The organism is Actinoplanes sp. NPDC051494 (genome assembly GCF_044454705.1).
Lineage (GTDB): Bacteria > Actinomycetota > Actinomycetes > Mycobacteriales > Micromonosporaceae > Actinoplanes.
In genome coordinates, this window is the sequence record NZ_JBITDZ010000001.1 from 1,039,359 (window position 1) to 1,062,269 (window position 22,911).

The 22,911-nt window shown below is 70.7% G+C and carries 19 protein-coding genes and 1 pseudogene; 7 read left to right on the forward strand and 13 right to left on the reverse strand.

What is annotated here, in order from left to right; genetic code table 11:
• Positions 1 to 740 precede the first annotated feature (740 nt).
• From ACIA6A_RS04790 to ACIA6A_RS04820, 7 genes and pseudogenes are all read right to left on the reverse strand, one after another.
• Positions 741 to 1,913 (reverse strand): annotated as a pseudogene (locus ACIA6A_RS04790) (arginase family protein); the annotation flags it as partial.
• A 30-nt stretch (positions 1,914 to 1,943) separates the two neighbouring features.
• On the reverse strand, positions 1,944 to 2,846 hold the full coding sequence (locus ACIA6A_RS04795; protein ID WP_396096029.1) for a tetratricopeptide repeat protein: 903 nt from the start codon (positions 2,844 to 2,846) through the stop codon (positions 1,944 to 1,946).
• 119 nt (positions 2,847 to 2,965) lie between these two features.
• Positions 2,966 to 4,639 carry a methylmalonyl-CoA mutase gene (locus ACIA6A_RS04800; protein WP_396096030.1) on the reverse strand — a complete coding sequence of 558 codons (1,674 nt, stop codon included), beginning with the start codon at positions 4,637 to 4,639 and terminating at the stop codon, positions 2,966 to 2,968.
• A gap of 32 nt (positions 4,640 to 4,671) precedes the next feature.
• Positions 4,672 to 6,906, reverse strand: a complete 2,235-nt coding sequence (locus tag ACIA6A_RS04805; RefSeq protein ID WP_396096031.1) for a putative bifunctional diguanylate cyclase/phosphodiesterase — start codon at positions 6,904 to 6,906, stop codon at positions 4,672 to 4,674.
• A gap of 86 nt (positions 6,907 to 6,992) precedes the next feature.
• The gene (locus ACIA6A_RS04810; RefSeq protein WP_396096032.1) at positions 6,993 to 8,102 is read right to left on the reverse strand and encodes a sugar ABC transporter substrate-binding protein; all 1,110 of its coding nucleotides are present in this window, start codon (positions 8,100 to 8,102) and stop codon (positions 6,993 to 6,995) included.
• A gap of 84 nt (positions 8,103 to 8,186) precedes the next feature.
• Positions 8,187 to 9,746: a diguanylate cyclase domain-containing protein gene (locus tag ACIA6A_RS04815; protein WP_396096033.1), complete on the reverse strand. Its 1,560-nt coding sequence runs from the start codon at positions 9,744 to 9,746 to the stop codon at positions 8,187 to 8,189.
• A gap of 38 nt (positions 9,747 to 9,784) precedes the next feature.
• Positions 9,785 to 10,960, reverse strand: a complete 1,176-nt coding sequence (locus ACIA6A_RS04820; protein ID WP_396096034.1) for an FAD-dependent oxidoreductase — start codon at positions 10,958 to 10,960, stop codon at positions 9,785 to 9,787.
• A gap of 55 nt (positions 10,961 to 11,015) precedes the next feature.
• Here ACIA6A_RS04820 and ACIA6A_RS04825 point away from each other — a divergent pair, with 55 nt between their 5' ends.
• A complete protein-coding gene (locus ACIA6A_RS04825) occupies positions 11,016 to 11,600 on the forward strand; it encodes a PadR family transcriptional regulator (protein ID WP_396096035.1) in 585 nt (194 codons plus the stop codon).
• On the opposite strand, the gene meaB is transcribed toward ACIA6A_RS04825, so the two are convergent.
• Entirely contained in the window at positions 11,577 to 12,536 is a 960-nt protein-coding gene (meaB, locus tag ACIA6A_RS04830; protein WP_396096036.1) for a methylmalonyl Co-A mutase-associated GTPase MeaB, read from the reverse strand. The genes ACIA6A_RS04825 and meaB overlap by 24 nt on opposite strands.
• The gene (locus ACIA6A_RS04835; protein WP_396096037.1) at positions 12,533 to 13,717 is read right to left on the reverse strand and encodes an acetyl-CoA C-acetyltransferase; all 1,185 of its coding nucleotides are present in this window, start codon (positions 13,715 to 13,717) and stop codon (positions 12,533 to 12,535) included. Before ACIA6A_RS04835 ends, meaB begins: the two co-directional genes overlap by 4 nt.
• A 106-nt stretch (positions 13,718 to 13,823) precedes the next feature.
• Between ACIA6A_RS04835 and mce the strand changes: the two genes are divergently transcribed.
• From mce to ACIA6A_RS04855, 4 genes are all read left to right on the forward strand, one after another.
• Positions 13,824 to 14,258 (forward strand): methylmalonyl-CoA epimerase, encoded by a 435-nt coding sequence (gene mce, locus ACIA6A_RS04840; RefSeq protein ID WP_396096038.1) that lies wholly within the window; start codon positions 13,824 to 13,826, stop codon positions 14,256 to 14,258.
• Between the two features lie 280 nt (positions 14,259 to 14,538).
• Positions 14,539 to 15,879 carry a DivIVA domain-containing protein gene (locus ACIA6A_RS04845; protein WP_396096039.1) on the forward strand — a complete coding sequence of 447 codons (1,341 nt, stop codon included), beginning with the start codon at positions 14,539 to 14,541 and terminating at the stop codon, positions 15,877 to 15,879.
• Between the two features lie 260 nt (positions 15,880 to 16,139).
• Entirely contained in the window at positions 16,140 to 17,900 is a 1,761-nt protein-coding gene (locus tag ACIA6A_RS04850; RefSeq protein WP_396096454.1) for a Laminin subunit beta-1, read from the forward strand.
• 980 nt (positions 17,901 to 18,880) lie between these two features.
• Positions 18,881 to 19,285: a PPOX class F420-dependent oxidoreductase gene (locus ACIA6A_RS04855; RefSeq protein ID WP_396096040.1), complete on the forward strand. Its 405-nt coding sequence runs from the start codon at positions 18,881 to 18,883 to the stop codon at positions 19,283 to 19,285.
• A 111-nt stretch (positions 19,286 to 19,396) separates the two neighbouring features.
• Here the strand turns inward: ACIA6A_RS04855 and ACIA6A_RS04860 are convergent, their stop codons facing one another.
• Positions 19,397 to 19,693 carry a hypothetical protein gene (locus tag ACIA6A_RS04860; protein ID WP_396096041.1) on the reverse strand — a complete coding sequence of 99 codons (297 nt, stop codon included), beginning with the start codon at positions 19,691 to 19,693 and terminating at the stop codon, positions 19,397 to 19,399.
• A gap of 199 nt (positions 19,694 to 19,892) precedes the next feature.
• On the reverse strand, positions 19,893 to 20,318 hold the full coding sequence (locus tag ACIA6A_RS04865; RefSeq protein WP_396096042.1) for a winged helix-turn-helix transcriptional regulator: 426 nt from the start codon (positions 20,316 to 20,318) through the stop codon (positions 19,893 to 19,895).
• Positions 20,319 to 20,388: 70 nt separating this feature from the next.
• On the opposite strand from ACIA6A_RS04865, the gene ACIA6A_RS04870 reads away from it, so the two are divergent.
• Positions 20,389 to 21,051, forward strand: a complete 663-nt coding sequence (locus tag ACIA6A_RS04870; RefSeq protein ID WP_396096043.1) for an NAD(P)-dependent oxidoreductase — start codon at positions 20,389 to 20,391, stop codon at positions 21,049 to 21,051.
• A 41-nt stretch (positions 21,052 to 21,092) separates the two neighbouring features.
• On the forward strand, positions 21,093 to 21,446 hold the full coding sequence (locus ACIA6A_RS04875; RefSeq protein WP_396096044.1) for a nitroreductase/quinone reductase family protein: 354 nt from the start codon (positions 21,093 to 21,095) through the stop codon (positions 21,444 to 21,446).
• Positions 21,447 to 21,456: 10 nt separating this feature from the next.
• Here the strand turns inward: ACIA6A_RS04875 and ACIA6A_RS04880 are convergent, their stop codons facing one another.
• Together ACIA6A_RS04880 and ACIA6A_RS04885 are read right to left on the reverse strand one after the other, a co-directional pair.
• The gene (locus ACIA6A_RS04880; RefSeq protein WP_396096455.1) at positions 21,457 to 21,591 is read right to left on the reverse strand and encodes an SDR family oxidoreductase; all 135 of its coding nucleotides are present in this window, start codon (positions 21,589 to 21,591) and stop codon (positions 21,457 to 21,459) included.
• Between the two features lie 15 nt (positions 21,592 to 21,606).
• Positions 21,607 to 22,344 carry an aminoglycoside phosphotransferase family protein gene (locus ACIA6A_RS04885; RefSeq protein ID WP_396096045.1) on the reverse strand — a complete coding sequence of 246 codons (738 nt, stop codon included), beginning with the start codon at positions 22,342 to 22,344 and terminating at the stop codon, positions 21,607 to 21,609.
• Between the last annotated feature and the right edge of the window lie 567 nt (positions 22,345 to 22,911).

Here is a 22,911-nt window from a genome sequence, read left to right on the forward strand (position 1 = left end):
TCGGTGACTGGTTCTGCCTCGGGGTGAGGGTTGAAGGCGGGGACCGGCTCGGGAACGGCGAACGCCTCTGGGTCGGCGGTGGGGTCGGGGTCGGCGGCGTGGTCGGGATCGCCGATCAGCTGTGCGTCGAACACTGACCTGGATCCGGACTCGACCATCAGTTCGGCGTCGGCGTCGGCGTCGGCGTCGGCGGTGGGGCCTGTGGCCGGTTCTGGGTCCGCGACCAACTCGGCCTCTATGACACGGTCTGCCTCAGCGACCGACTCGGCCTCGGTGAGCGGATCCGGATCGCCGACCGGGGGAGGAGCGGAGACCGAATCCGGATCGAGGGCTGGATCCAGCTCGGTGACCAGCTCGGCTTCTATTATGCGGCCGGGGTCAGCGAGCAACTCCGCGTCGACGGCCGGGTCTGGGGCGGCGAGATCGGCCGGATTCGGGTCCTCGGTCTGCTCGGGGTCCGGGGCCAGCTCACGGTTCTCGACGAACTCGGGGACCGCGGTCAACGCAGGGTCCTCGAGCAACTCGGCATCCGCGATCGGATCGGAGCCGTCGGCCAACTCGGCACCTGCGACCAGCTCAGAGCTTTCGACCGGCTCAGAGTTGTCCACCGACTCGGGATCCTTGACCGTAGCGCGGTCAGCAACCGGGCTAAATGCGGCATTAGGTTCAAAAACCGTGCCGGGACCGGCGTCCACGAGCGGATCAAAGCCCGCGTCGGGAGACGCAGCCAGGTCGGGAGACGCAGCCAGGTCGGGAGTTGGGGCCTGGGCCGAGGCGGGTTCTTCGGGCTCGCGGCCGACAGTTGCCGGGACGGGGAATGTGGGCTCGTGCTCCGAGGGGTCCGGCCTGGACGCCGAGGGCGGGACCGGGGCCGCAGGCGGGACCAAGGCCGAGGGCGGGACTGAAGCTGAGGGCGGGGATTGGCGGTGGCGGGCCAGTGTTCCGGGGGTTTCCGGGGTCAGGAGGTCTTTGCGGGCCGCGATGAGGTCGGGGCGGGCGTCGATCGTGTGGGCTGACTGCAAGCCTGCTACCAGGGCCGATGTTATTTCCTCGGCGTAGCGGCCGTCCGGGTCGTAGTCCGGGTCGAAGACGGTGATCTCCACGCCCAGGCAGTGCGGGGATTCTACGAGCCCGGCGAGGAGGATCTCGAGCTCGGGGAAAGCGATGCCGCCCGGCTCGGGGGCGTCGACCGCGGGCATGACCGCCGGATCCAGGACGTCGACGTCGAGGTGGACCCAATAGCCCGCGCAGTCCTCGAGTTGCTCCTTGGCCCATTGTGCGCTTCGGGCCGCTCCCTCGGCCCGGAGTGTGGGGACCGGGCGGGTGACGATGCCGGCCGCCTGGAGGTCGAGGCGGTATTCGTCCTGGGCTCTGATGCCCATGACGACCACGTCGACGTCACGGTAATAGGGCCGGCGGCCTTCCATGGCGGCCAGGTCGACCTGGCCTCGGCCGGTGACCAGGGCCAGGTCCTCGCCGGCGGCCGCCCCGACGTAGGACGCGTTGCCGGGGTGGCGGAAGTCGGAGTGGCCGTCCACGAAGATGAGGCCGATGTGGCCTCCCACCGATTCTCCGAGGCGGTGCATGGCTACGGCTGAGCCCAGCACGATGGAGCAGTCGCCGCCGAGGACGACCGGGAATTCGCCCTGGTCGAGGATGGCGCCGATGCGGTCGGCGAGGCGGCGGGAGTAGCCGGAGATCTCGCGGGCGTGGGCCACCCCGTCGCCCGGGCGCCAGTCTCCCGGGTCGTAGCGGGGTGGGGTGAGGCAGCCGGCGTCGCGGGCGTTGAGCCGGCGGAGCAGGCCCTGGTCACGGAGGGCTCCAGGTGCCTTCGCGCAGCCCGGCACCGACGTCGCGGTCGGCGGGCGCAGGCCGAGGTTGGACGGTGCGTCGAGCACGGCTATACGGCGCATGGAGCCCCCGGTGAGTACTGAAAGAGATTCCTAGAAGAGCGCGCGGGCGAGGGCTCGGCGGGCGGTGGCGACCGCCGGGTCGTCCGGGCCGGCGACGGTGAACAGGGCGAGCAGGTGTTTGCGGACCTCGTCGCGGTCGTCGCCGGCGGTGCGCTTGACCAGGGCGACCAGGCGGTCGTAGGCCTCGGGGGCCTGTCCGCTGAGGACCTCGATGTCGGCGGCGAGCTGCTGGTTGACGAGGTCGTCGGGGTCGGCGGCGGCCTTGGCCATGACCGAGGCCGCGTCCACGCCGGTGACCCGGCGGTAGAGCTCGACCTGGGCGAGACCGGATTCGGCCACGTGGTCCTGCGGGGACTCGGCGAGGATCTTGCGGTAGGCCGCTTCGGCCTCGTCGAGGTCGCCGCTCATCAGGGCGTCGTCGGCGGCGTCCATCCGCGGGTCCTCGGGGGCCGCGACCTCGATGCCGCCGGCTTTGAGGACCGCGTCGACGTAGCGGCGGATCTCGGGCTCGGGGATGACGCCGGGGAAGCCTTCGACGAGCTGGCCGCCCACGATGGCCAGCACCATCGGGATGCTCTGCACGCGCAGCGCCTGGGCCAGGCGCGGGTTGGCGTCCACGTCGACCTTGCCGAGCGCCCAGCTGCCACCGCCCTCGGCGGCCAGCTTCTCCAGGATCGGGGCGAGCTGTTTGCACGGCTCGGACCATTCGGCCCAGAAGTGGATGATGACCGGGGTCGTCATCGACAGCTCGAGCACGGTCGTCTGGAAGTTCTCTTCGGTCACGTCGATGATCGAGGCGGCCTGACCGGCGCTACCGGGGAAGGACTGCTCCGCCGGAGCAGCCGGAGCAGCGGGCCGGCTGGCCGGGCGCAGGGCCCCGAGGTCGACCGCGCCGCGGGTGAAGATCGACGGAGTGGTCCGTGGGTCGCTCATGGTTACCTAGTCTCGCACGCAGTCAGGCCGGATCGCCGCGCCGCCGGGCGGGCGATATCGGAGGTCACAGAAGAAGCGGGGAAAGTGCGCACCGGAGAGGCGGGAAAGGGAACGAAAAGCTAAAACCGGGCAGGCTCCCGGTAGATCCCCCACTCGGCTTTGAGCGCGCCGCAGATCTCGCCCAGGGTCGCCTCGGCCCGCGCGGCGTCGAGCATGGCGGGGATCATGTTCTCGCCGCTGCGGGCGGTCGCGATCAGGCGTTCGAGTGCGCGCTCAACGCGTACGGAATCCCGGCCCTTCTTGCGATCGCCCAGCTGGTGGCGCTGATCGAGCTCGACCTCGTGGGACACCCGGAGGATCTCCAGGCCCTTGGTGATCGTGGCGTTGTGGACGTTGACCCCGACGATCTTCTTCTCGCTCTTCTCGAGCGACTGCTGGTAGGTGAACGCCGCCTCGGCGATGGTGGCGGTGAACCAGCCGTCCTCGATGCCGCGCAGGATGCCGGCCGTGATGGTGGCGTCGTGACCGAGGTCGCGGATCCGGGTGAAGATCTCCTCCGCTTCGGCCTCGATCCGGTCGGTCAGCGCCTCGACGTACCAGGAGCCGCCGAGCGGGTCGGCGACGTTGGTCACGCCGGTCTCCTCCATGAGCACCTGCTGGGTGCGCAGCGCGATCTCGGCGGACTCGTCGGTGGGCAGGGCCAGCGTCTCGTCGAGCGCGTTGGTGTGCAGCGAGTTGGTGCCGCCGAGGATCGCGGACAGCGCCTCGACCGCGGTCCGGACCACGTTGTTGACCGGCTGCTGGGCGGTGAGCGACACCCCCGCGGTCTGCGTGTGGAACTTGAGCCAGAGCGCCTTCTCGCTGGTCGCGCCGTAGTCGTCGCGCAGGTGCCGGGCCCAGATGCGGCGGGCGGCGCGGAACTTGGCGATCTCCTCGAAGAAGTCGACGTGCGCGTCGAAGAAGAAGCTCAGGCCGGGCGCGAACGTGTTGACGTCGAGGCCGCGGGAGAGGCCGAGTTCGACGTAGCCGAAGCCGTCGGCCAGCGTGTACGCGAGTTCCTGCGCGGCGGTCGAGCCGGCCTCGCGGATGTGGTAGCCGGAGACGGACAGCGGTTTGTAGTGCGGGATCTCGGCCGCGCACCACTGCATGAGGTCGCCGATCAGGCGCAGGTGCGGCTCCGGGGTGAAGAGCCACTCCTTCTGCGCGATGTATTCCTTGAAGATGTCGGTCTGCAGCGTGCCGTCGAGTTTGCTGAGGTCGGCGCCCTGGCGTTCGGCGGCGACGAGATACATGCAGAAGACCGGGACGGCCGGGCCGGAGATGGTCATGCTGGTGGTGACGTCCTGCAGCGGGATGCCGTCGAACAGCACGTCCATGTCGGCGGCCGAGTCGATCGCCACGCCGCAGTGCCCGACCTCGCCGAGCGACTGCGGGTCGTCGGAGTCGCGGCCCATCAGCGTGGGCATGTCGAACGCGACACTGAGCCCACCACCGCCGGCGGCCAGGATCATCTTGTAGCGCTCGTTGGTCTGCCGGGCGTTGCCGAACCCCGCGAACTGGCGGATGGTCCAGGTCCGTCCGCGATAGCCGGTCGGATAGAGACCCCGGGTGTACGGGAACTCGCCCGGCCAGCCGATCCGCTCGAAACCCTCGACCGTGTCGCCGGGCGCCGGGCCGTACACCGGGTCGACCGGCACCCCGGAGAGCGTGGTGAAGTCGGCGTCCCTCGTGCGCGAGCGGTCGTAGCGCTGTTGCCAGCGCTCGCGACCGGCGGCGATGTCGGCTGCGTCCATGCGCCCCATCGTAGGGCAGAACTGAACGATCGCTAAGTATTCGAGGAGGCCGTCATGCGCGCCCTCGGCCGATGCGGACCGATCTGGACGAGGTCGGCGGTCACCGGCGGTGAGAACAGATAGCCCTGACCGCGGGCACAGCCCATGGCCAGCAGCTGGCCGAGCTGGCGGGGCTCCTCGACGCCCTCGGCGACGCAGGTCAGCCCGAGCGCGTGCACCAGGTCGAGCACCGCCTTGAACAGCACCTTGGCCTTGTTGTCCCAGGCCAGTTCGCGCACGAACGAGCGGTCGATCTTCACCACGTCGACCGGGAGTTTGCGCAGGTACGTCAGCGACGAGTAGCCGACGCCGAAGTCGTCGAGGGAGATCCGTACGCCGAGCGCCTTGACCTCGCGCAGCGTGGTGGCGGCCGCGTCCAGGTCGGCGATCAGGGAAGACTCGGTCACCTCGACGGTCAGCGAGTTGCCGGGCAGGCCGTGCTCGAGCAACGCCTGCCGGACGTCCTCGACGACCCGCCCGGAGACCAGATAGGCCACCGAGAGATTCACCGCGATCGTGTACGCGGGATCGATCTGCCGCCACTGCGCGAGTTGCGTGGCGGCCGCCTGGAGCACCCACCGGTCGATCTCCACGAGCAGTCCGGCGTCCTCGGCGGCGGGCAGGAAGTCGTCGGGCGCGATCGGTCCCCGCACCGGGTGCTGCCAGCGGACCAGCGCCTCGGCGGCGTGCGAGGCGCCGCTGGCGAGGTCCACCACCGGCTGGTACGCGACGAACAGCTGTCCCTCGGCGAGCGCGACGGCGAGTTCGGCCTGGAGCCGCCGGCGCTGCTCGGCGAGCGCGGCGAGCTCGCGGTCGTACACCTTGTAGGTGCCCTTGCCGTTGTTCTTCGCCTCGTACATGGCCATGTCGGCCTCGTGCAGGAGCTGGTCGCGGTCGGTGGCGGTGGCGACCGCGATGCCGATGCTGGCGCCGACCGCGGCGGGCAGGCCGGGCTCGCTGAGCCGGTCGAGGATGCCGCGGGCCAGCGCCCGGGCGTAGTCGACGTCGCCGCGGCGGACCAGCACCGCGAACTCGTCGCCGCCGAGCCGGGCCGGCAGCGCCTCCTCCCCGGAGGCCTCCCGCAGCCGCTGCGCCACGATGATCAGCAGCTCGTCGCCGGTGGCGTGGCCGAACGTGTCGTTGACCGCCTTGAACCCGTCCAGGTCGACGAGCAGCAGCGCGGAGATCGGCTCCCGGGCGAGTTCGGCGGTGAGCCGGGCCCGGTTGGCGAGCCCGGTCAGCGTGTCGTGCGCCGCGTCGTGGGCGAACCGCTCGCGCTCGCGCACCAGGCTCCGGCTGAGCGCGGTGTTGAGCCGCAGCTCGACGAACTGCCGGCCGAAGACGACGCCCACCATGAGGACCACGGCGAGCTGGGACTCGGTGTCGAACGGGCGGCCGAGCAGCACGTACGTGAGGCCCACCCCGACGAACACCACGACCGGCAGGTACGGCATGACGTGGCCGAACCGGCTCGACGGCGCCCACGTGCGTTCCTCGCCGCGGGGCAGCGGGAACAGCGGCGCGGAGCCGAGCAGACCGGCCGCCGCGATGAACCCGCCGAACACCAGCGGCCGAGACCACCCGGCGCCGAACAGGTCACCGAAGACCTCGGCGAGCAGGGACACCGTCAGCAGGACCACGCCGCCGGTGACCACGGTCATCGCGCTGAGCCGGCGCGGCGACCGGCCGCTGAGCAGTACCAGGGCGATGGCGAGGACACCCGCGGCCAGCACCGGGTAGGTGAGGTCGAGCAGCGCCGACGACTCGCCGGCGGCCTCGGTGAGCGGGTCGAGCAGGACCAGCCACGCCGCACCCATGAGCGCGCACGCGGCGACCAGCCCGTCGAAGATCATCCGGATCTTGCCACCGGCACCGCGCGGGGCGATGGGGATGCTGAGCATGCCGGCGACCGCGAACCCGAACGCCGAGAGCGACAGCACGGTGGCCGGCGGCCCCAGGGAGAGCTCCTCACCGGTGGCGACGCCGGTCAGCCCGACCGAGAACTCGGCGTACGCCCAGCAGGCGACGCCGATCGTGGTGAGGGTCCAGACCCGGCGCGCGTGCCCGCGGCTGCGCACCGCGAAGACCGCGTGCAGCACGGCACCGGACCCGGTCGCCGCCATCATGCAGAGGCTGTAGATCAGGACCGCGTGGGCGGGGAAGGCCAGCAGAGCCGCCTGGACGAGCGCGAACGTCAGCCACGCGAAAGTGCGAAGGCGGCGACGCATATCTCTCCCCAGTACGGCTCCAGCTACCACCGCACTTGTCGGCCGGAACGCGGCCGACCTTCGGAGAAACGCCGGGTGAGGCGCGCCTAGTTGATGCCGTTCGGCGCGCAGAGGTCGGCGAACCGGCCCGCGCACACCGCCTTCTTCTCGACGAAGCCGTCCTTGATCACCGACACCACGTCGGCCTTGAAGATGGCCTGCGGAACCTCGAGCACCGCCGGGACGAACGCACCGGACTCGGGGTCCTTGACCCGCTCCTCGGCCACCGCGTCCTGCCCCTTGAAGAGCTTGATGGCCAGGTCGGCGGCCGCGTCCGCCTCCTTCTTGATCGGCTTGTAGACCGTCATGCACTGGTCGTCGGCGAGGATGTTCTGCAGGCCGGCCACCGTGGCGTCCTGGCCGGTCACCGGCACGACACCGTTCTTCTTGTTCTCGCGCAGCACGGTGATGGCCGCCTCGGCGAGGCCGTCGTTGGCGGCCAGCACGCCGCCGATGGTGCCGCCGGTCTGGCTCCACATCTCGCGGAAGATCGTGCCGCCCAGGGCCGCGTCCCAGTCGTCGACCGACTGGTCCGGGCCCTTCAGGTACTCACCCTGGGCGTACCGCGGTTCCAGGAACGAGTCGTACCCGTCCTTGAACAGGGTGGCGTTGTTGTCGGAGGGCGAGCCGTTGAGATAGGCGATCTTGGGCAGCGTCACCTGCCGCTCGGTGAGGCACCGGGCCAGCCCCTTGCCCTGCAGGTCGCCGACCGCGGTGTTGTCGAAGCTGACGTAGTAGTCGGCGCCGCCGTTGAGGGTGAGCCGGTCGTAGTCGATCGTCTTGATCCCGATCGACTTGGCCTTGTCGATCACGGCCTTGCCGGACTCGGCGTCGAGGCTGACGATCATCAGCACCTTCGCGCCACCGGCGATCATGGTGTCCGCGATGCTCTTGAACTTGTCCGTGTCGCCCTCGGCGTTCTGGATGACGGCCGGCACCCCGGCCGCCGCGAACGCGGCCTTGAGCAGCTTGGGATCGTCGGTCCCCCAGCGCTGGGACGACTCGGTGTCGGGCAGGATCACCCCGATCGTGCCGGTGCCGTCCGCCCGGACCTTGTCCCCCGACCCGCCTCCGGCACCGTTGTCCTCGGTGCAGGCCGTCAGGCTGCCGATGGTGAGCAGACCAATGGTGGCTAGGGCACAGATCGTCGAACGCATCGCATGATCCTCCCGGTCAGAGGGCGGCCACGTTACCAGGCATTTCCGCCGTCCAACCCTGGCAGAACAACGATGCTTCTCAATTCAGGCCAGAAGTTCGCGCCGGGCGTCCTTGGTCGCGTACATCGCCATGTCGGCCTCGTGCAGCAGGCTGTCCGGGTCGTGCTCACCGTGGCGCCCGGTGGCCATGCCGACGCTCGCGGACAGGGCGACCTCGGCGGGACCGATCCGGAGCGTGCCGTGCAGGGCGAGCGTCAGATCGTCCGCCACCGCGGTCCGGCGCTCCGGCGGCAGGTCCTCGACCAGCACGGCGAACTCGTCGCCACCGAGCCGGGCCACCAGGTCACCGGTCCGCACGCAGGCGCGTAACCGCTCGGCGACCTGGATCAGCAGCTGGTCGCCGGTGGCGTGGCCGTACGCGTCGTTGATCGGCTTGAAGTCGTCCAGATCGATCAGGTACACGGTGACCGCGCCCACAGCCAGCGCCTCGTGCAGCCGCCGCATGAACAGGCCGCGGTTGCCGAGCCCGGTCAGCGAGTCGTGGTACGCCAGGTCGGTCAGCCGGGCGGTCAGCTCGTCACGCTCGCGCAGCAGCTCGCCGATGTGCCGGAAGGCGGCGATCTGCCGGGCCGTCACCAGCGCCGTGGTCACCGCCGCGCCACCCACCACGAGCCAGGAACGCCAGGTCAGCCCGTCCATCACCAGGACGGTGAAGGTCAGGCACCAGACCGCGGCCATCGCGCCGTACGGCATCGGGCTGTAGGGCCGGTCCGCCGTGGCGGCCCCCGGCCCGGTGGTGGCGGCGCCCGGAGCGATGGTGGCGGCCCGGGCCTGGAGCTCCTGGACCCGCGCGCCGATCGCGATGAGCCCGCTGCCGGCCACGTTCCCGGCGAAGAGCCACGGCATGGCGCCCGGGTCGAGATACATCGGGATCGGCACGGCCTGCAGCACCGTCTGCAGCACCGCCGCCACGCCGTAGACGGCCCCGGCGGCCGGCGTGAACGGCGACCGGCCGCCCAGCATCATCCGGACCACCGCGAAGATCGCCACCAGGAACAGGCCCGGCTGGACCAGCGCGGAGGCCGCCAGCGTGAGCGCCCAGGTCAGGTCGTGCGGCCCCGCGGGGATCCGGAGGACCCACAGCCCGAACGTCGCCGCCGCGGCCATGACGGTGGCCACGTCGATGCGCAGTCGCAGCCGTTCGGAGCGGCCGGTGCCACCGAGCGGGTACCCGAGCAGTCCGGCGATCATCAGCGCGATGCCGGCCAGGATCGAGACGACCTGCGCGGTCGAACCGGCCACCGCGTCGAACGAGGTCGCGTCGCGGGTGACCACGCCCAGCTGGATCACGTTGCCGAGCACGAGCACGCCGCCGGCCGCGCTGAAGAGCCGCCACATCCGGCGGCCGGCGCGGACCCGGTCCACCTCCGCGCGCCGCTGGGTGGCGACCCGCCGGATGCCGTTCGCCACCCGCCACGACGTCACCGCGAAGAAGCCCTGCACGCCGGCCATCAGCAGCCAGAAGACGGCGACCTGCGCGCCGGCCGGAGCCCGGCGCAGCACGAAGCCGGAGAACGAGACCAGGATCAGCACCACGAGCGCGATCAGCAAGGGATCACGGCGCAACGCCCGTTGCTGAGCCATGCACCGCCCATCGGCGGACTTTCGCTCAGCTTGAGGTTTCACATAACCCGGTGATCCAGGATCCAGGCCTGCGGATTGCCCTTGCGGTACAGCATCCGCATGATCATCGGCGTCATCGCGTCCCGGATCCGGGCGCCCACCGGGCCCGCCGTCTTCGTGCTCCCGCTCCGCTTGCCGTAGGCGACGACCTTTTCCACCCGAGGACGACGAAGCCTCTGGTACGCGGTGAGCGCGGCCGGCACGTCGGAACAGCGCTCGAGGCACCGGCCCAGGGTCACCGCGTCCTCGATCGCCATGGACGCCCCCTGCCCGGACGAGGGCGAGACGGCGTGCGCGGCGTCCCCCACGAGCACGATCCGGTCGTCGTGCCACACCGGCAGCCGCGGCACGTCCCAGGTGTTCCACGGCCCGAGCACCTCGTCGCTCGCCTCGATCAGCCGCCGCGCCGGCGGTGGGTCGTCCGCGACCAGCTCCAGCAGGTGGGCACGCCAGCTCGCCGCGGTGAACTCCCCCGCGGCGACCGGTGTCCGGCGGGCCGGGTTGGCGAACCACCACACGGACCCGTCCGGCGCCGCCGACCAGCCGAGGAACGCCCGCCGGCCGAACGCCATCCGCATCACCCCGGGCTCGGGGGCGTCCGGGACCGGCCCGGCGGAGAACCCGCCGGCGTTGAGCAGACCCAGATAGCGCGGGCCGGGTGCGCCCGGATCCAGCACCTGACGGGTACGGGAGTGCAGCCCGTCCGCCCCGACGAGCAGATCACCCCCGGCCCCGCTCCCGTCGGCGAACCCGACGCTGACGCCGGAGCCGTCCGGGGTGGCGGTGAGCAGCCGTTTGCCGTATTCGATCGGGATCCCGGCCGCCTCGGCGCACGCGCGCAACGCCACGTAGAGGTCGGCCCGGCGGATGGTCGTGGTCACCGTCCCGTCCGGTTCCGGACCGCCCAGCGGGAGATCGGCGAGCAGCTGCCCGGACGCCCCCAGCAGCCGCATGAGCGGGGTCGGGTAGCCCTCGGCCAGGATCGCCGCGGGGTCGAGCCCGAGGTCGCGCAGCGCGTTGAGGCCGTTGACCGCCACCGTCAGGAACGCGCCACGCTCGTCGGCGCCGCGCTCGTGGGCCTCGTAGATCCGCGGCGCGTAGCCGGCCCGGTGCAGGGCCAGGGCGGCCACGGTCCCCGCGATGCCACCACCGGCCACCACTGCAGTCTTAGTCATGACATGACTATGCATCTTATGACTAAGAATCGGCAAGCCCCTTAGGCTGTGGACCATGAGTGCCGCCGCGACCCGTCGCTCCCCGCTGGCGATGGTGTTGCTGGCCTTGCTGAGCGAAGCGCCCATGCACCCGTACCGGATGCAGCAGATGATCAAGGAGCGCGGGCAGGACCAACTGGTCAACGTCGCCCAGCGCAACAGCGTCTACCAGGCCCTGGACCGCCTGGTCCGGGACGGCCTGGCCCGGCCCGGCGGCACCACCCGGGAGGCCGGGCGCCCGGAACGCACCGTCTATCAGATCACCGGCGCCGGCGAGGAGACGCTGCGCGACTGGCTGATCGGCGCGCTGCCGGCGCCGGCCCGGGAGTTCCCGGAATTCCCGGCCGCCCTCGCGTTCATCGCGGTGCTCACCCCCACCGAGGTGCGCGAACTCCTCGACCGCCGGATCGCGGCACAGCGGGAGAAGCTCGCGGAGATCGAGTCCCAGGCGCCCCCCGGGCTGCCCCGTCTGTTCCTGATCGAGGACGAGTACCGGGCGGCGATGCTGCGCGCCGAGGTGGCCTGGCTCGCCGGGCTGGTGGACGACCTGGCCACCGGCGAACTCACCTGGTCGCGCTCAGAGGCCGAGTTCGGCCAGTAACGCCTCGGCGGCCGAGTACGGGTCGGTCGTACCGTCCGCGACCCGGGCGGCGAGCGCGCTCAGACCCGTACCGTCGCGAAGGTTGCCCATGCGCGCACGCAGCGTGCCCAGCGCGATCGCCTCGACCTCGACGGCGGCCCGGTGCTCGTGGGCCGCGCGCAGCCGGCCCGACTCATCCAGCCAGGCCCGATGCTTGGCGATCGCGGCCAGCACGTCGTCGATGCCTTCGTTCTTGACCGCGGTCGCGCGCACCACCTGCGGGCGCCAGTCGCCGGGACCCCGCTCGCCCAGGCCCAGCATCCCCTGGATGTCACGGTACGTAGCGTCGGCACCGGGCCGGTCCGCCTTGTTGACCACGAAGACGTCGGCGATCTCCAGGATGCCCGCCTTCACCGCCTGGATCGCGTCACCCATGCCGGGCGCGAGCAGCACCAGCGTGGTGTCGGCCAGCGACGCGATCTCGACCTCGGCCTGCCCCACACCCACGGTCTCGATCAGCACGATGTCGCAGCCGGCGCCCTCCAGCACCCGGACCGCCTGCGGTGTCGCCGCGGCCAGCCCGCCGAGCTGACCCCGGCTCGACATGGACCGGATGTAGACGCCGGGATCGGTGGTGTGCTCCTGCATCCGGATCCGGTCACCGAGGATCGCCCCGCCGGTGAACGGGCTCGACGGGTCGACCGCCAGCACCCCCACCCGGTGCCCGGCCACCCGCAGCGCGCGGACCAGTTCGTTCGTGGTGGTGGACTTGCCCACGCCGGGCGAGCCGGTCAGGCCCACGATCTGGGCCGTCCCGGCGGACGGCGCGAGCGCGGCGGCGACCTCCCGCAACCGGGGATCGCCGTCCTCCACCATGCTGATCAGCCGGGCGACCGAGCGGGCGTCGCCGGCCCGAGCCCCGGCGACCAGCGCCGGGACGTCGCGGCCTTTGCTCATGCCCCGGACGGTACCCTGATGATCAGGGCATCGCCCTGACCGCCACCGCCGCACAGCGCCGCCGCGCCGGTGCCGCCACCGCGCCGCTTGAGCTCCATCGCCAGCGTCAGGACCAGCCGGGCGCCGGACATGCCGATCGGGTGACCCAGCGCGATCGCACCGCCGTTGACGTTGACGATCGCCTCGTCGACCTTGAGCTCACGCATCGAATGGATGACCACCTGCGCGAACGCCTCGTTCATCTCGATCAGGTCCAGGTCGTCGACGCCCAGCCCGGCCTTGCCCAGCGCGTGCCGGATCGCGTTAGCCGGCTGTGCCTGCAGCGAGCTGTCCGGGCCGGCCACGTTGCCGTGCGCGCCGATCTCGGCCAGCCAGGTCAGCCCCAGCTCCTCGGCCTTGGCCCGGCTCATCACCACGACCGCGGCGGCACCGTCGGAGATCGGTGACGCGCTCCCGGCGGTGATCGTGCCGTCCTTGTCGAACGCGGGCCGCAACCCACCCAGCGACTCGGCGGTCGCGTCCGGCCGCACGCCCTCGTCGACGTCGATCTGCCTGTCGGAACCGCGCTGCCCGGCCGGGACCGGCACGATCTCGGCGGCGAACCGGCCCTCCCGCTGGGCGGCGGCGGCCCGCTGGTGGCTGAGCGCGGCGAACGCGTCCTGCTCGGCGCGGGTGATGCCCAGGTCACGGCCACTGCGCTCGGTCGACTCACCCATGGAGACGCCCGCCCAGGGATCCATCAGACCGTCGTACGCCGTGTGGTCGCGGACCAGGATGTCGCCGTACTTCTTGCCCTGCCGCTGGCCCAGGAGCAGGTGCGGGGCGTTGGTCATCGACTCCATGCCACCGGCCACCACGATGTCGAACTCGCCGGCCCGGATCAGCTGGTCGGCGAGCGCGATCGCGTCGAGGCCCGAGAGGCACACCTTGTTGACGGTCACCGCCGGGGTGCTCATCGGGATGCCGGCGGCCACCGCGGCCTGCCGGGCGGTGATCTGACCGGCGCCGGCCTGCAGCACCTGCCCCATGATCACGTATTGCACCTGGTCGGGGCGCACACCGGAGCGCTCCAGCGCGGCCGCGATGGCATGACCGCCGAGCGCGGTCGCCGGGAGGTTCTTGAGGTTGCCGAGAAGCCGGCCCATGGGGGTACGGGCACCGCTGACGATCACCGAGGTCACTGAGGGGCTCCAGACTCTGATAGCACCGGTTCGCGTATCGACGGCCTTAACGATGGTTAGGTAAGCCTAGCGGGATCTCGGAAGCAAGGGTGGCACACTCTCCGACATGGACTCTCTACCAGCGGTGGGATTGCTCCGCGTCGATCACGTCGGCATCGCCGTGGCGGATCTGGACGAGGCGCTCGCCTTCTACTCGTCGGCGTTCGGCATGCACTGCGTGCACGAGGAGACGAACGAGGAACAGGGCGTCCGCGAGGCGATGATCACCGCCGGCCCGGACGGTACGGGAGCCCGCATCCAGCTCCTGGCGCCGCTGCGACCCGACTCGGCGATCGCCAAGTTCCTCGACCGCAACGGGCCGGGGCTGCAGCAACTCGCGTACACGGTCGCGGACGTCGAAGCGACGAGCGACGCGCTGCGGGCCCGCGGCCTGCGCCTGCTGTACGACACGCCGCGACGGGGCACGGCCGGCTCCCGGATCAACTTCGTGCACCCCAAGGACGCCGGCGGGGTGCTGGTGGAATTGGTGGAGCCCGCCTGATTCGTCAGCCTTGGGGGTGAAACATCCTGACGGCACCGCCCCGGACTGGCAGGATCTCAGGACATCGCGGAGCGCCGTACCATGCCGCTGTGAGACGATCTTCCGCACTCGGGCTGTACAGCAGCTAGCGGTGCCGTGGCAGCGTACGGCCCTACCGCGTGAGCGCTGACCGAAAGGCCGACATCGGGCCTCGGCGGGCAGGGCGAAGCTGATCTCAGGGCGCAAGACCCGGCCCGTACGCTCTTGCGGTGCCCCCTGGGGGGTCTGCCAGTATGTCGCAATGCCCCAGCAGCAGGATGCCAATCTCGCGTTCTTCGAAACCGCAAACTCACAGCACGACTTCACTGTGGTCCTGCGTGGATACGACCGCGGACAGGTGGACGCCCACCTCGGCCGGCTGGTCGCCGCGCTGAACCAGTCCGAGCAGGCCCGCGGTGAGGCCGAGCAGCGGATGAACGACGCGCAGCGCCGCCTGCGGCAGGCCGAGCAGCGGCTGAGCGCCCTCGAGCAGAAGCTGGCCGACAGCAACAAGCTCCTCGAGGAGAACAACAGACCGACACTCTCCGGGCTGGGCACCCGGGTCGAGCAGATCCTGCGGCTGGCCGAGGAACAGGCGAACGATCACCGCAGCGAGGCCAAGCGGGAGTCCGAGGGCATCCTCTCCGCGGCTCGGCTCGAAGCACGCGAGATCACCGACAAGGCCCGCGCCGAGGCCGCCGCCATGAAGGCGACCGCCGAGCGCGAGGCCGGGCAGCTCCGCACGCACGCCGAGCGCGAGGCCGCCGAGGCCCGGGTCCAGGCCCGCCGCGAGGCCGACACGCTGCGCTCCGACGCCGACCGCGAGACCAAGCAGTTGCGTACGGTCACCGCGCACGAGGTCGCCGAGCTGAAGTCGACCGTGGAACGCGAGGTCGCCTCGCTGCGCGCCACCGCCGAGCGCGAGATCACCCAGCTGCGCGCCAAGACGGCCCGCGACGCCGAGGAGAAGCGCGCCGAGGCCACCAAGCTGCTGACCGACGCCCGCGACAAGCGGGACAACGACCTGCAGTCCCTGGCCGTCGAGATCGCCGAGCGCCGCGAGAAGGCCGAGCGCGAGGAGTCCGAGCGGCACGCCGCCCAGGTCAACGCGACGCAGAAGATGGTCTCCGAGGCCGAGGAGCGCGCTCGCGCCGCCGAGGACCGCGCCAAGGAGATCGAGCAGCGCGCCGAGAACCGCCGCCTCGAGTCCGAGCGGCACTCCGTCGAGACGGTCGAGAAGGCCCGCGCCCTCGCCGACAAGACGGTCACCGAGGCCCGCGCCGAGGCCCAGCGCCTGCTCACCGACGCCCGCCAGGAAGCCGAGCACACCACGCAGACCGCCAAGCGCGAGGTCGACGACCTGACCCGCCAGAAGGACCAGGTCACCAACCAGCTCGGCCAGATGCTCTCCGGCCTGTCCGGCCTGGTCCCGACCGTCGGCGCCGCTGCCGCGGCAGCCGCTGTGGCCCAGCCCGCCACCCAGCCCGCCGCCCCCCAGCCCGCGCCGCAGCCCGTCGCCCAGCCGGTGAAAGCGGCGGAGACCCCGGCGCAACGCACCGACCAGGACGCGGACGCCGCCGGGGCCGTCGCCAAGTCCAGCTGAGTCATTCGCCACCTCGGCCCCCGGTTGCGCCACCCCAGCGGGTAGGCAACGGTTAGAGGACCGGGCGGCCGCGACGAGACGCAGGAGCGGGCCGTGCCGGAGATCATCCGGTACGGCCCGTTCGCTTCCGGCGCGTAGCCTGAGAAACTGACAAATATCCCAACCGCCGGTTTCGGACGGATGGGGGAAAACGCAACCAGACGCCCAGTCCCGCCGGGCCGGTGTGTAACGACACGTCGCGGGACGATGCGTATGTGAGGATGGAAAGCATGTCGCACGGCGGGGAAATCTTCGGTCTCGGTGGAGGCAATCCACCGGAGCCCAGCTTCGAGACCGCCCTGCGGGGTTACGAGAAGAAACAGGTCGAGCGGTACGTCGCCCGGGCCGAGACCGAGATCGCCACCCTCATCGGCGAACGTGACAACGCGCAGCTGCAGAACCAGGCCATGATGGGCCAGATCGACCGGCTCCAGCAGGAGCTGTCCCAGGCCCGCCGCGCGCCCGGCCTCGGCGCCGAGGTCTCGTTCCGCCACCTCGGGCCCAAGGTCGAGGAAATCCTCACCAAGGCCGAAGAAGTCGCCGCGGACATCAAGAACTCCGCCACCGACGACATCGCCGCCCGACTCGCCGAAGCCGAACGCATCCGCGCCGAGGCCGAGACCCACGCCCAGCGGATCCGCGCCGAGTCCGAGGCCCACGCCCACGACGGCATCCGTGACTTCGAGGTCGCCCTCGCCGCCCGCCGCGCCGAGGCGGAGAAGGCCGACGCCGGCCGCCGCGCCGAGGCCGACAAGGCCCTCACCGCCACCCGGCAGTCCGCCGAGCAGACCCGGTCCGAGGCGGAAGCGGCCCTCACCCGCGCCCGCGCCGAGGCCCAGCAGCTCACCGAGCACACCAACGCCGAGATCCAGCGCCTGCGCTCCGAGGCCGACGGCTACGCCAAATCCACCCGGGTCCAGGCAGACCAGGAGATCAAGGCGCTGCGCGACAAGACCCAGCGCGACATCGGCAAGCTCCGCGAGGACGCCGACCAGGAACAGGCCCAGGTCCGTACCGCCCTCGAACGCGAGGTCGGCCAGCGCCGCGACGAGCTCCAGAAGGAACTCGACACCATGCGCGCGGCCGCCGACAAGCAGTGCGCCGACCTGCGCAGCGAGGCCGACAAGTACGCCGAGGAAATCCTGCGCCGCTCCGACGAGCAGGCCACCGCGGTCCGCAAGGAGATCGCCACCCAGCAGGAGAAGATCGCCAAGGCCGCCCGCGACCTCCAAACCGCCGAGGCCAACCTCGCCGAGGCCGAGCGCAAGGTCGCCGACGCCACCGCCCGCGCCGCCCGGGCCGAAACCGACGCCGACCAGGTCCAGAGCCGCCTCGCCGAGGTCCAGAAGCAGCTCGAGACCGAACTCGTGCACGTCGAGGAAGCCAAGCGAGCCGGAGCCGCCGCCGAACGCCGCGCCACCGAGGTCCGCCGCCAGGTCCAGAAGGAAGCCAAGCGCGTCGCCGAGCTGGCCGCGGCCGCGGTCCTCGCCGCAGCCGCCTCCCCCAACCCGGACGACGACGAGGACGACGAGGACGACTACCCGACCTCAGCGGCCGAGGTAGCCCCGGTCGCCGCCTCCCTCGCCGCCGACGCCCCGGCTACCACCTCCCCGGCTGCCGCTGCACCCGCCGCTGCTGCCTCCGCCGCTGCTGCCGAGCCTGCTTCCGCTCCGGCTTCGACTGCGGGTTCGACGTCCGGGGCGGGGACCGCTACCGGGACGGCTTCGGCGCCGGCTGCCAGCACGGTGAGCGCGCCGACTGCTGACAAGGCGACCGGCACGGCGTCTGCACCCAGCTCGTCCACCGTTTCCGCGCCGGAGCCCGCTACCGGCACGGTGACCGGCACGGCTTCGGTGGCGCCTCAGGCCAGTGCGCCGGCTCAGCAGGTTGGCGACAAAAAAGACACGAGCCCGCAAAAGGTGACCGCTTCGGCGAAGGTTACGGCTCGGCCTTCCAGCCGGGTCGGCGTCGACGCGGACTGATCCTCCGGTTTCTTTATCGCAGCGCGCCTTCCCTGGTGGGGGCGCGCTGTTCGACTTCGGGCTTTGGCTTCGTGGGTTGGGCTTTCTCACCCTGGACGGTCGGGCTTGCTGCCGGCTCCGGATTTTGGTTACCGGCGCCCTGGGTGCTTGGCTCGGCCTGGGTGGTCACCTTGCGGTTTTCTGGTTCGTGCTGCCGCGCTGCGGTTCTTGCCGGTCAGCCGGTCTGGCCGGCCGGCCTGAGTGGTGGGGCGCGCGGCGCACCTCGCCGGTTGCGTTGGGCTTCGCCCCGTGCCTACGCCTTCGACGGTCACGGAATCGGCACCCTCAGCCCACACCTCGCCGGACAGGTAAGCCCGCTCCTCGCCTGCCGCGTGAGCCGACAGCCATCGACCACACCCTGTCGGCCACTAAGCGACAGCCCATCGGTACCGTAAGCCGCACCCCGGTCGGGCACGTAAGCCGACAGCCCATCGGTCGGGGGAATCGGCACTCTTAGGCCTTCGCCTTCGCCTTCGCCTTCGCCTACGCCCTCGTCGGGCGCACGGCCCTCAGCCGCCGGCCATGCCGGACGGCCCCTTGGCAGGCACCGCCAGCCGCGTGGGTCAGGGCCTCGCTCACGGGCGCGCTGAGGTCATCACCACATCCCAACCGGGCGCGGATGTTGGCATCCACCTTGGCTTCGTTCGCGGACCGGGCGCTAGATGTTCACGATTTTTGGCTTCTTGTCGGCGTCCCGAGCGAAGGTATTTGCGAGAACCGGTACCCAGCCGTGGATCTTCAACGCCGGCCACCGGCACGCTGGGTGCGCTGATCAGTGCACCTGATCACGGCCGAGCAGCCGGGAGATCGGCGGCTGCAATGAGCTGTCCGGTCGCGTCGGCAGGGCTGACCGTCGGCCGTTACGAGCAGCGGGATGCCGCTCTCCGTCGGCCTCGCGCCGATAATGGACCGAAGCGGATTATCTGTGTCAGACTGATTTGGTGACCGTCTTCGATGACAGTACGCTGACGCTCCTCGATGGACCCAATTTCGCCGTCGTGGCTACGCTGACCGCCAGCGGCGCTCCGCACACGTCCACCGTCTGGTACCTGCGCGACGGCGACGCCGTCTTCATCTCCGTGACCGCCGACAAGCTCAAGGCCCGCAATCTCGCCCGTGATCCGCGGATCAGCCTCACGGTGTCCGACCGCGCCAACCCGTACCACTCCGTCGACATCCGCGGCTTCGCGGAACTGCTCGATGACCCGGCGAAGACGCTGCCGACCCGGCTGGCGGAGCGCTACCTGGGCGACGCTGACGCCAACCCGCCCGAGCCGGCCGAGATCAAGCGGCTGATCGTTCGGGTGACCCCGACGAAAGTCACCGAGTTCAAGGTCTCCGCCTGACCCATCTGACCGGGTGCGTCGATCATGCCGGGTGGTCAACCTGCGGACCCGGCCGATCTCCGGAATCGCCGATGGCCGTGGCATCGGTGGCAACGGAACCAATCGGGTGGCTCACTGGCCGAGCCAGGACAGGCCGGGGGCAGGCAGCTCCGTGACGGTAGCCTCACGGACCTGCCACATCTGAGCACCGTCGCGCTCTTCGGCCGTAACGACGAACAACCCCGTAGGCCAGTCGTCGTCCCCGTCCACAGGTGCCATTTCGGCGAGCTGCTCGACCTGACCGCGCAGCCATGAGAGCTCACCCTGCCGGATGTCACCACCATAGAACAGGTACAGCGACCAGTTGAACGGTGCCGACGGAAACGCCCATCCACCCGAGTACAGCTCATGCCGGTTTGCGCTGACCACTGGAACGCTGGTCGAGCGCTGCCGCGGCGGCGCTGAGCTCCCAGGCTGTTGTCGAGGTCTGGCGAGCAGGCCGGGGTTCCCGGAGGCGCCGGGCCCAGTGAGGTCATGATCCGAGATCACCGAACCGCAAACGGCTCAACAGAACGCCGGCCGGTATCTGGCCCGGCGGGCGGGTGCGCGTCCAAGGAGTCCGCGCACCTCACCGGTCAGGCCGACCATCGGGCAACGCCCCTTCGGCCTGCTGATTGTGCTGGTCGTAGGCCTGCTGGGATGTTGATACCTGGGCCAGGTGGGTCATGGACCATTCCTGGAGTGCACGCAGTGGCTCGCACAAGGTTCGGCCCGCTTCGGTCAGGGCGTATTCGACGCGGGCGGGGACCTCGGGGTACACGGTGCGGCGTACGAGGCCGTCTCGTTCCAGGGCTCGGAGGGTCTGGGTCAGCATTTTCTGGCTGACTCCCTCGATGCGCCTCTTCAGTTCCGAGAAGCGGGCGTCGCCGTCGGCCAGGACGCCGACGATGAGCACGGTCCAGCGGTCGCCGATGCGGTCGAGGATGCGGCGGGCTGGGCAGTCTGCCTGGTAGGGACTTGTGAGGAGAGGCGCTTCCACCTGGGTGGTTACCACAAAGTGCCTACTTTCGTACGGATAGCTGGTCTCCTACAGTAACTAAGGCGCCGACACGGGCGCCACGGATTTGGGAGGGCACCTCACGTCCCGCATCATCGTTCTCGGCGGCACCGGGTATGCCGGTTCGGCCATCGTCGCGGAGGCCGCCGGGCGTGGCCATCAGGTCACGTCGTTCAGCCGTACGCTTCCTGAGGTTCGGGTCCCTGGCGTGACCTACGTCCAGGGTGACGCCGGCGACGAGGCGGATTTGTCCTCGGTCATCGCGGGTGCGGATGTCGTCGTCGGGGCGCTTGCCCCGCGTGGGCCGCTCGCGAACAGCTTCCGCGACGTCTACCGCACCGTCGGGCGCTTGGTCGAGGCCGCCGGTGCGCAGCTCTACGTTGTCGGCGGTTTCTCGTCGTTGCGGCCCGCGGCCGGGGCGGACCGGTTCGTCACGGATCTCAGCCATGCTCCCGCCGAGTATCACCATGAGCTCACCACCGCGGCGGCACTGGTGAGCGAGGACCTGCCGGCCACCCCCGCCGGCCTGGACTGGGTCTTCGTGAGCCCGGCGGCCGGCTTCGGGGCCCACACGCCCGGCGAGCGGCTCGGTCGCTACCGGGTCGGCGACGACGTCGCGGTCCAGCCCGCGGGCGGTGGCGCCATCTCCGGGCCGGACTACGCGCTCGGCTTCGTCGACCTCATCGAGAAGGCGGAGCACCACCGGGCGCACGTCAACCTGGGCTACTGAAGCCTTGAGGTGAAGCCCGCTTGAGGGTGCAGCATGCCGGTATGACGGAGATGGACGAAGCGCGCGACGCGCTGGACCGGCAGCAGACCGTGGAGATCACCACGACCGGGCGCCGGAGCGGGCGGCCCAGCCGGATCGAGACCTGGCGCTACCGGGCGGCCGGACGGTACTGGCTGACCGGCAGCCCGGGGGCCCGCGACTGGTACGCGAACCTGGTGGCGAACCAGGCTTTCACGATCCACCTGAAGGACCGGGACCTCTTGGTACACGGGCGGCTGGTGACCGACCCCACCGAGCGGGCCACGATCCTCGGCGAGATCGTGCCGGGCCTGGACTGGGCCGGCAGCCTCGAGAGCTGGCTCGAAGGCAGCCCGCTGGTGGAGATCGAGTTCTAGCCTCGCCCGGTCAGACGTGGCCGCCGCCGGTGACGGGGAGCACCGCCCCGGTTACGAAGCAGGCCCGGTCGCTGAGCAGCCACGTGGCTGCCTCGGCTATCTCCTCTGGCCGGGCGGCGCGGCGCAGCGGGATCTGCCCGGAGATCGCGGTCGAGCAGAATCACATCCGGGCCCTCAGCACGTCGAACTCGCAACCGGGTGAGGCCGGGTCGAAGCCGTTCTCGATCAGCCAGCGAACCACCAGCAGGCTCCGCAGCGACCACCACCCACGGATCACGTCAAGGTCGACATCGGAGCCGTAGCCGGCGAGCAGGTCGCCGAGCCGTTCCTCGTGCCCGAGCGTCAGGACGGCAAGGTCGTACAGGGCATCCCCCCGGGACGCCTCCGACCAGTCGATCACGCCGGTGACCTCGTCGCCGTCGACAAAAACATGGGTGATCTGCAAGTCTCCATGCGTGAACACCGGCATCCAGGGCCGGAGCGCGACCTCGGCAACCTGGCGGTTACGCACCACCACCTCGGCGGGAAGAACCCCGCCCGCCACCAGCAACGCACACTCACGATCAAGATCAGATGCGATCTCGTCGAGACTCCGCCCCGGCCAAGGCGGTAACGGCGCCTCATGCAGCGTCCGTACGGCAGCACCCGCGGCAGCCCACGCCCCCGCCGACGCGAGCGACGGCTCACCAAGAACCCCGAGCGCCGTCCCACGAACAGCGGCAATCGCCAGCGCAGGCGGCTTCCGCCACAGCACCTCCGGAGTGGGAACGGGCGCCAGGGCCATCGCCGCGACCTCGACATCAAGTCGAGCCTGATCACCATCGACCTTCAGAAAAACATCCCCGACCCGCAGGGTCGCCCGCTCCCGATGAGCAACAACAACCTCAACCGTCTCCACCCGGCCATCATCGCCAGCCCACCCCCCGGCCGTCACCAGGTTTACGAACCCGGCCCACCCACCCGGCGGGTCGACTGCTCCCCACGCCGGCGAAAGCAGATTGATTGACAAAAGCCGGGAAACCGACAAAAGCGGGCTGCGAAGAAAGGCCCGCCCAGGACTGGGACAACCCTGAACAGGGACAACCCTGAACAGCAGGCCGCACGGGAAACAGACCGTGCGGAAGCAGGCCGCGCTTGACCGCCGACCATAAGGCCCAACCGGCCGCGAGGGACCGCAGGTCGGGAGGACGGGCCGCTCAGGCCTGCTTACCGGCAAGAACCACAGCGCGGCAGCACGAACCATAAAACCGCAAGGTGACCACCCAAGCCCAGCCAAGCACCCAGGGCGCCGGTAACCAGAATCCGAAGCCGGCAGCAAGCTCGCATGCAAGGTCGGGGGCCGGGGTGACCAGGAACAGGCATCGCACGCTCTCAACCGGCCCCCGACCGTCTCAGGGCGAGAAAGCCAACCCGCGCCGGGTAGCGAGGAAACAGCAACCCGATTAGATTGCCGCCAGGAAGCCCG

What these genes read in the sequence shown, in the direction of transcription:
- ACIA6A_RS04825 (WP_396096035.1), top strand. Translation starts at nt 11,016, where the DNA reads ATGAGTGCCGCCGCGACCCGTCGCTCCCCGCTGGCGATGGTGTTGCTG.
- meaB (WP_396096036.1), bottom strand. Translation starts at nt 12,536, where the DNA reads ATGAGCAAAGGCCGCGACGTCCCGGCGCTGGTCGCCGGGGCTCGGGCC.
- ACIA6A_RS04805 (WP_396096031.1), bottom strand. Translation starts at nt 6,906, where the DNA reads ATGCGTCGCCGCCTTCGCACTTTCGCGTGGCTGACGTTCGCGCTCGTC.
- ACIA6A_RS04875 (WP_396096044.1), top strand. Translation starts at nt 21,093, where the DNA reads ATGACGGAGATGGACGAAGCGCGCGACGCGCTGGACCGGCAGCAGACC.
- ACIA6A_RS04815 (WP_396096033.1), bottom strand. Translation starts at nt 9,746, where the DNA reads ATGGCTCAGCAACGGGCGTTGCGCCGTGATCCCTTGCTGATCGCGCTC.
- ACIA6A_RS04800 (WP_396096030.1), bottom strand. Translation starts at nt 4,639, where the DNA reads ATGGACGCAGCCGACATCGCCGCCGGTCGCGAGCGCTGGCAACAGCGC.
- mce (WP_396096038.1), top strand. Translation starts at nt 13,824, where the DNA reads ATGGACTCTCTACCAGCGGTGGGATTGCTCCGCGTCGATCACGTCGGC.
- ACIA6A_RS04850 (WP_396096454.1), top strand. Translation starts at nt 16,140, where the DNA reads ATGGAAAGCATGTCGCACGGCGGGGAAATCTTCGGTCTCGGTGGAGGC.
- ACIA6A_RS04820 (WP_396096034.1), bottom strand. Translation starts at nt 10,960, where the DNA reads ATGACTAAGACTGCAGTGGTGGCCGGTGGTGGCATCGCGGGGACCGTG.
- ACIA6A_RS04795 (WP_396096029.1), bottom strand. Translation starts at nt 2,846, where the DNA reads ATGAGCGACCCACGGACCACTCCGTCGATCTTCACCCGCGGCGCGGTC.
- ACIA6A_RS04810 (WP_396096032.1), bottom strand. Translation starts at nt 8,102, where the DNA reads ATGCGTTCGACGATCTGTGCCCTAGCCACCATTGGTCTGCTCACCATC.
- ACIA6A_RS04845 (WP_396096039.1), top strand. Translation starts at nt 14,539, where the DNA reads ATGCCCCAGCAGCAGGATGCCAATCTCGCGTTCTTCGAAACCGCAAAC.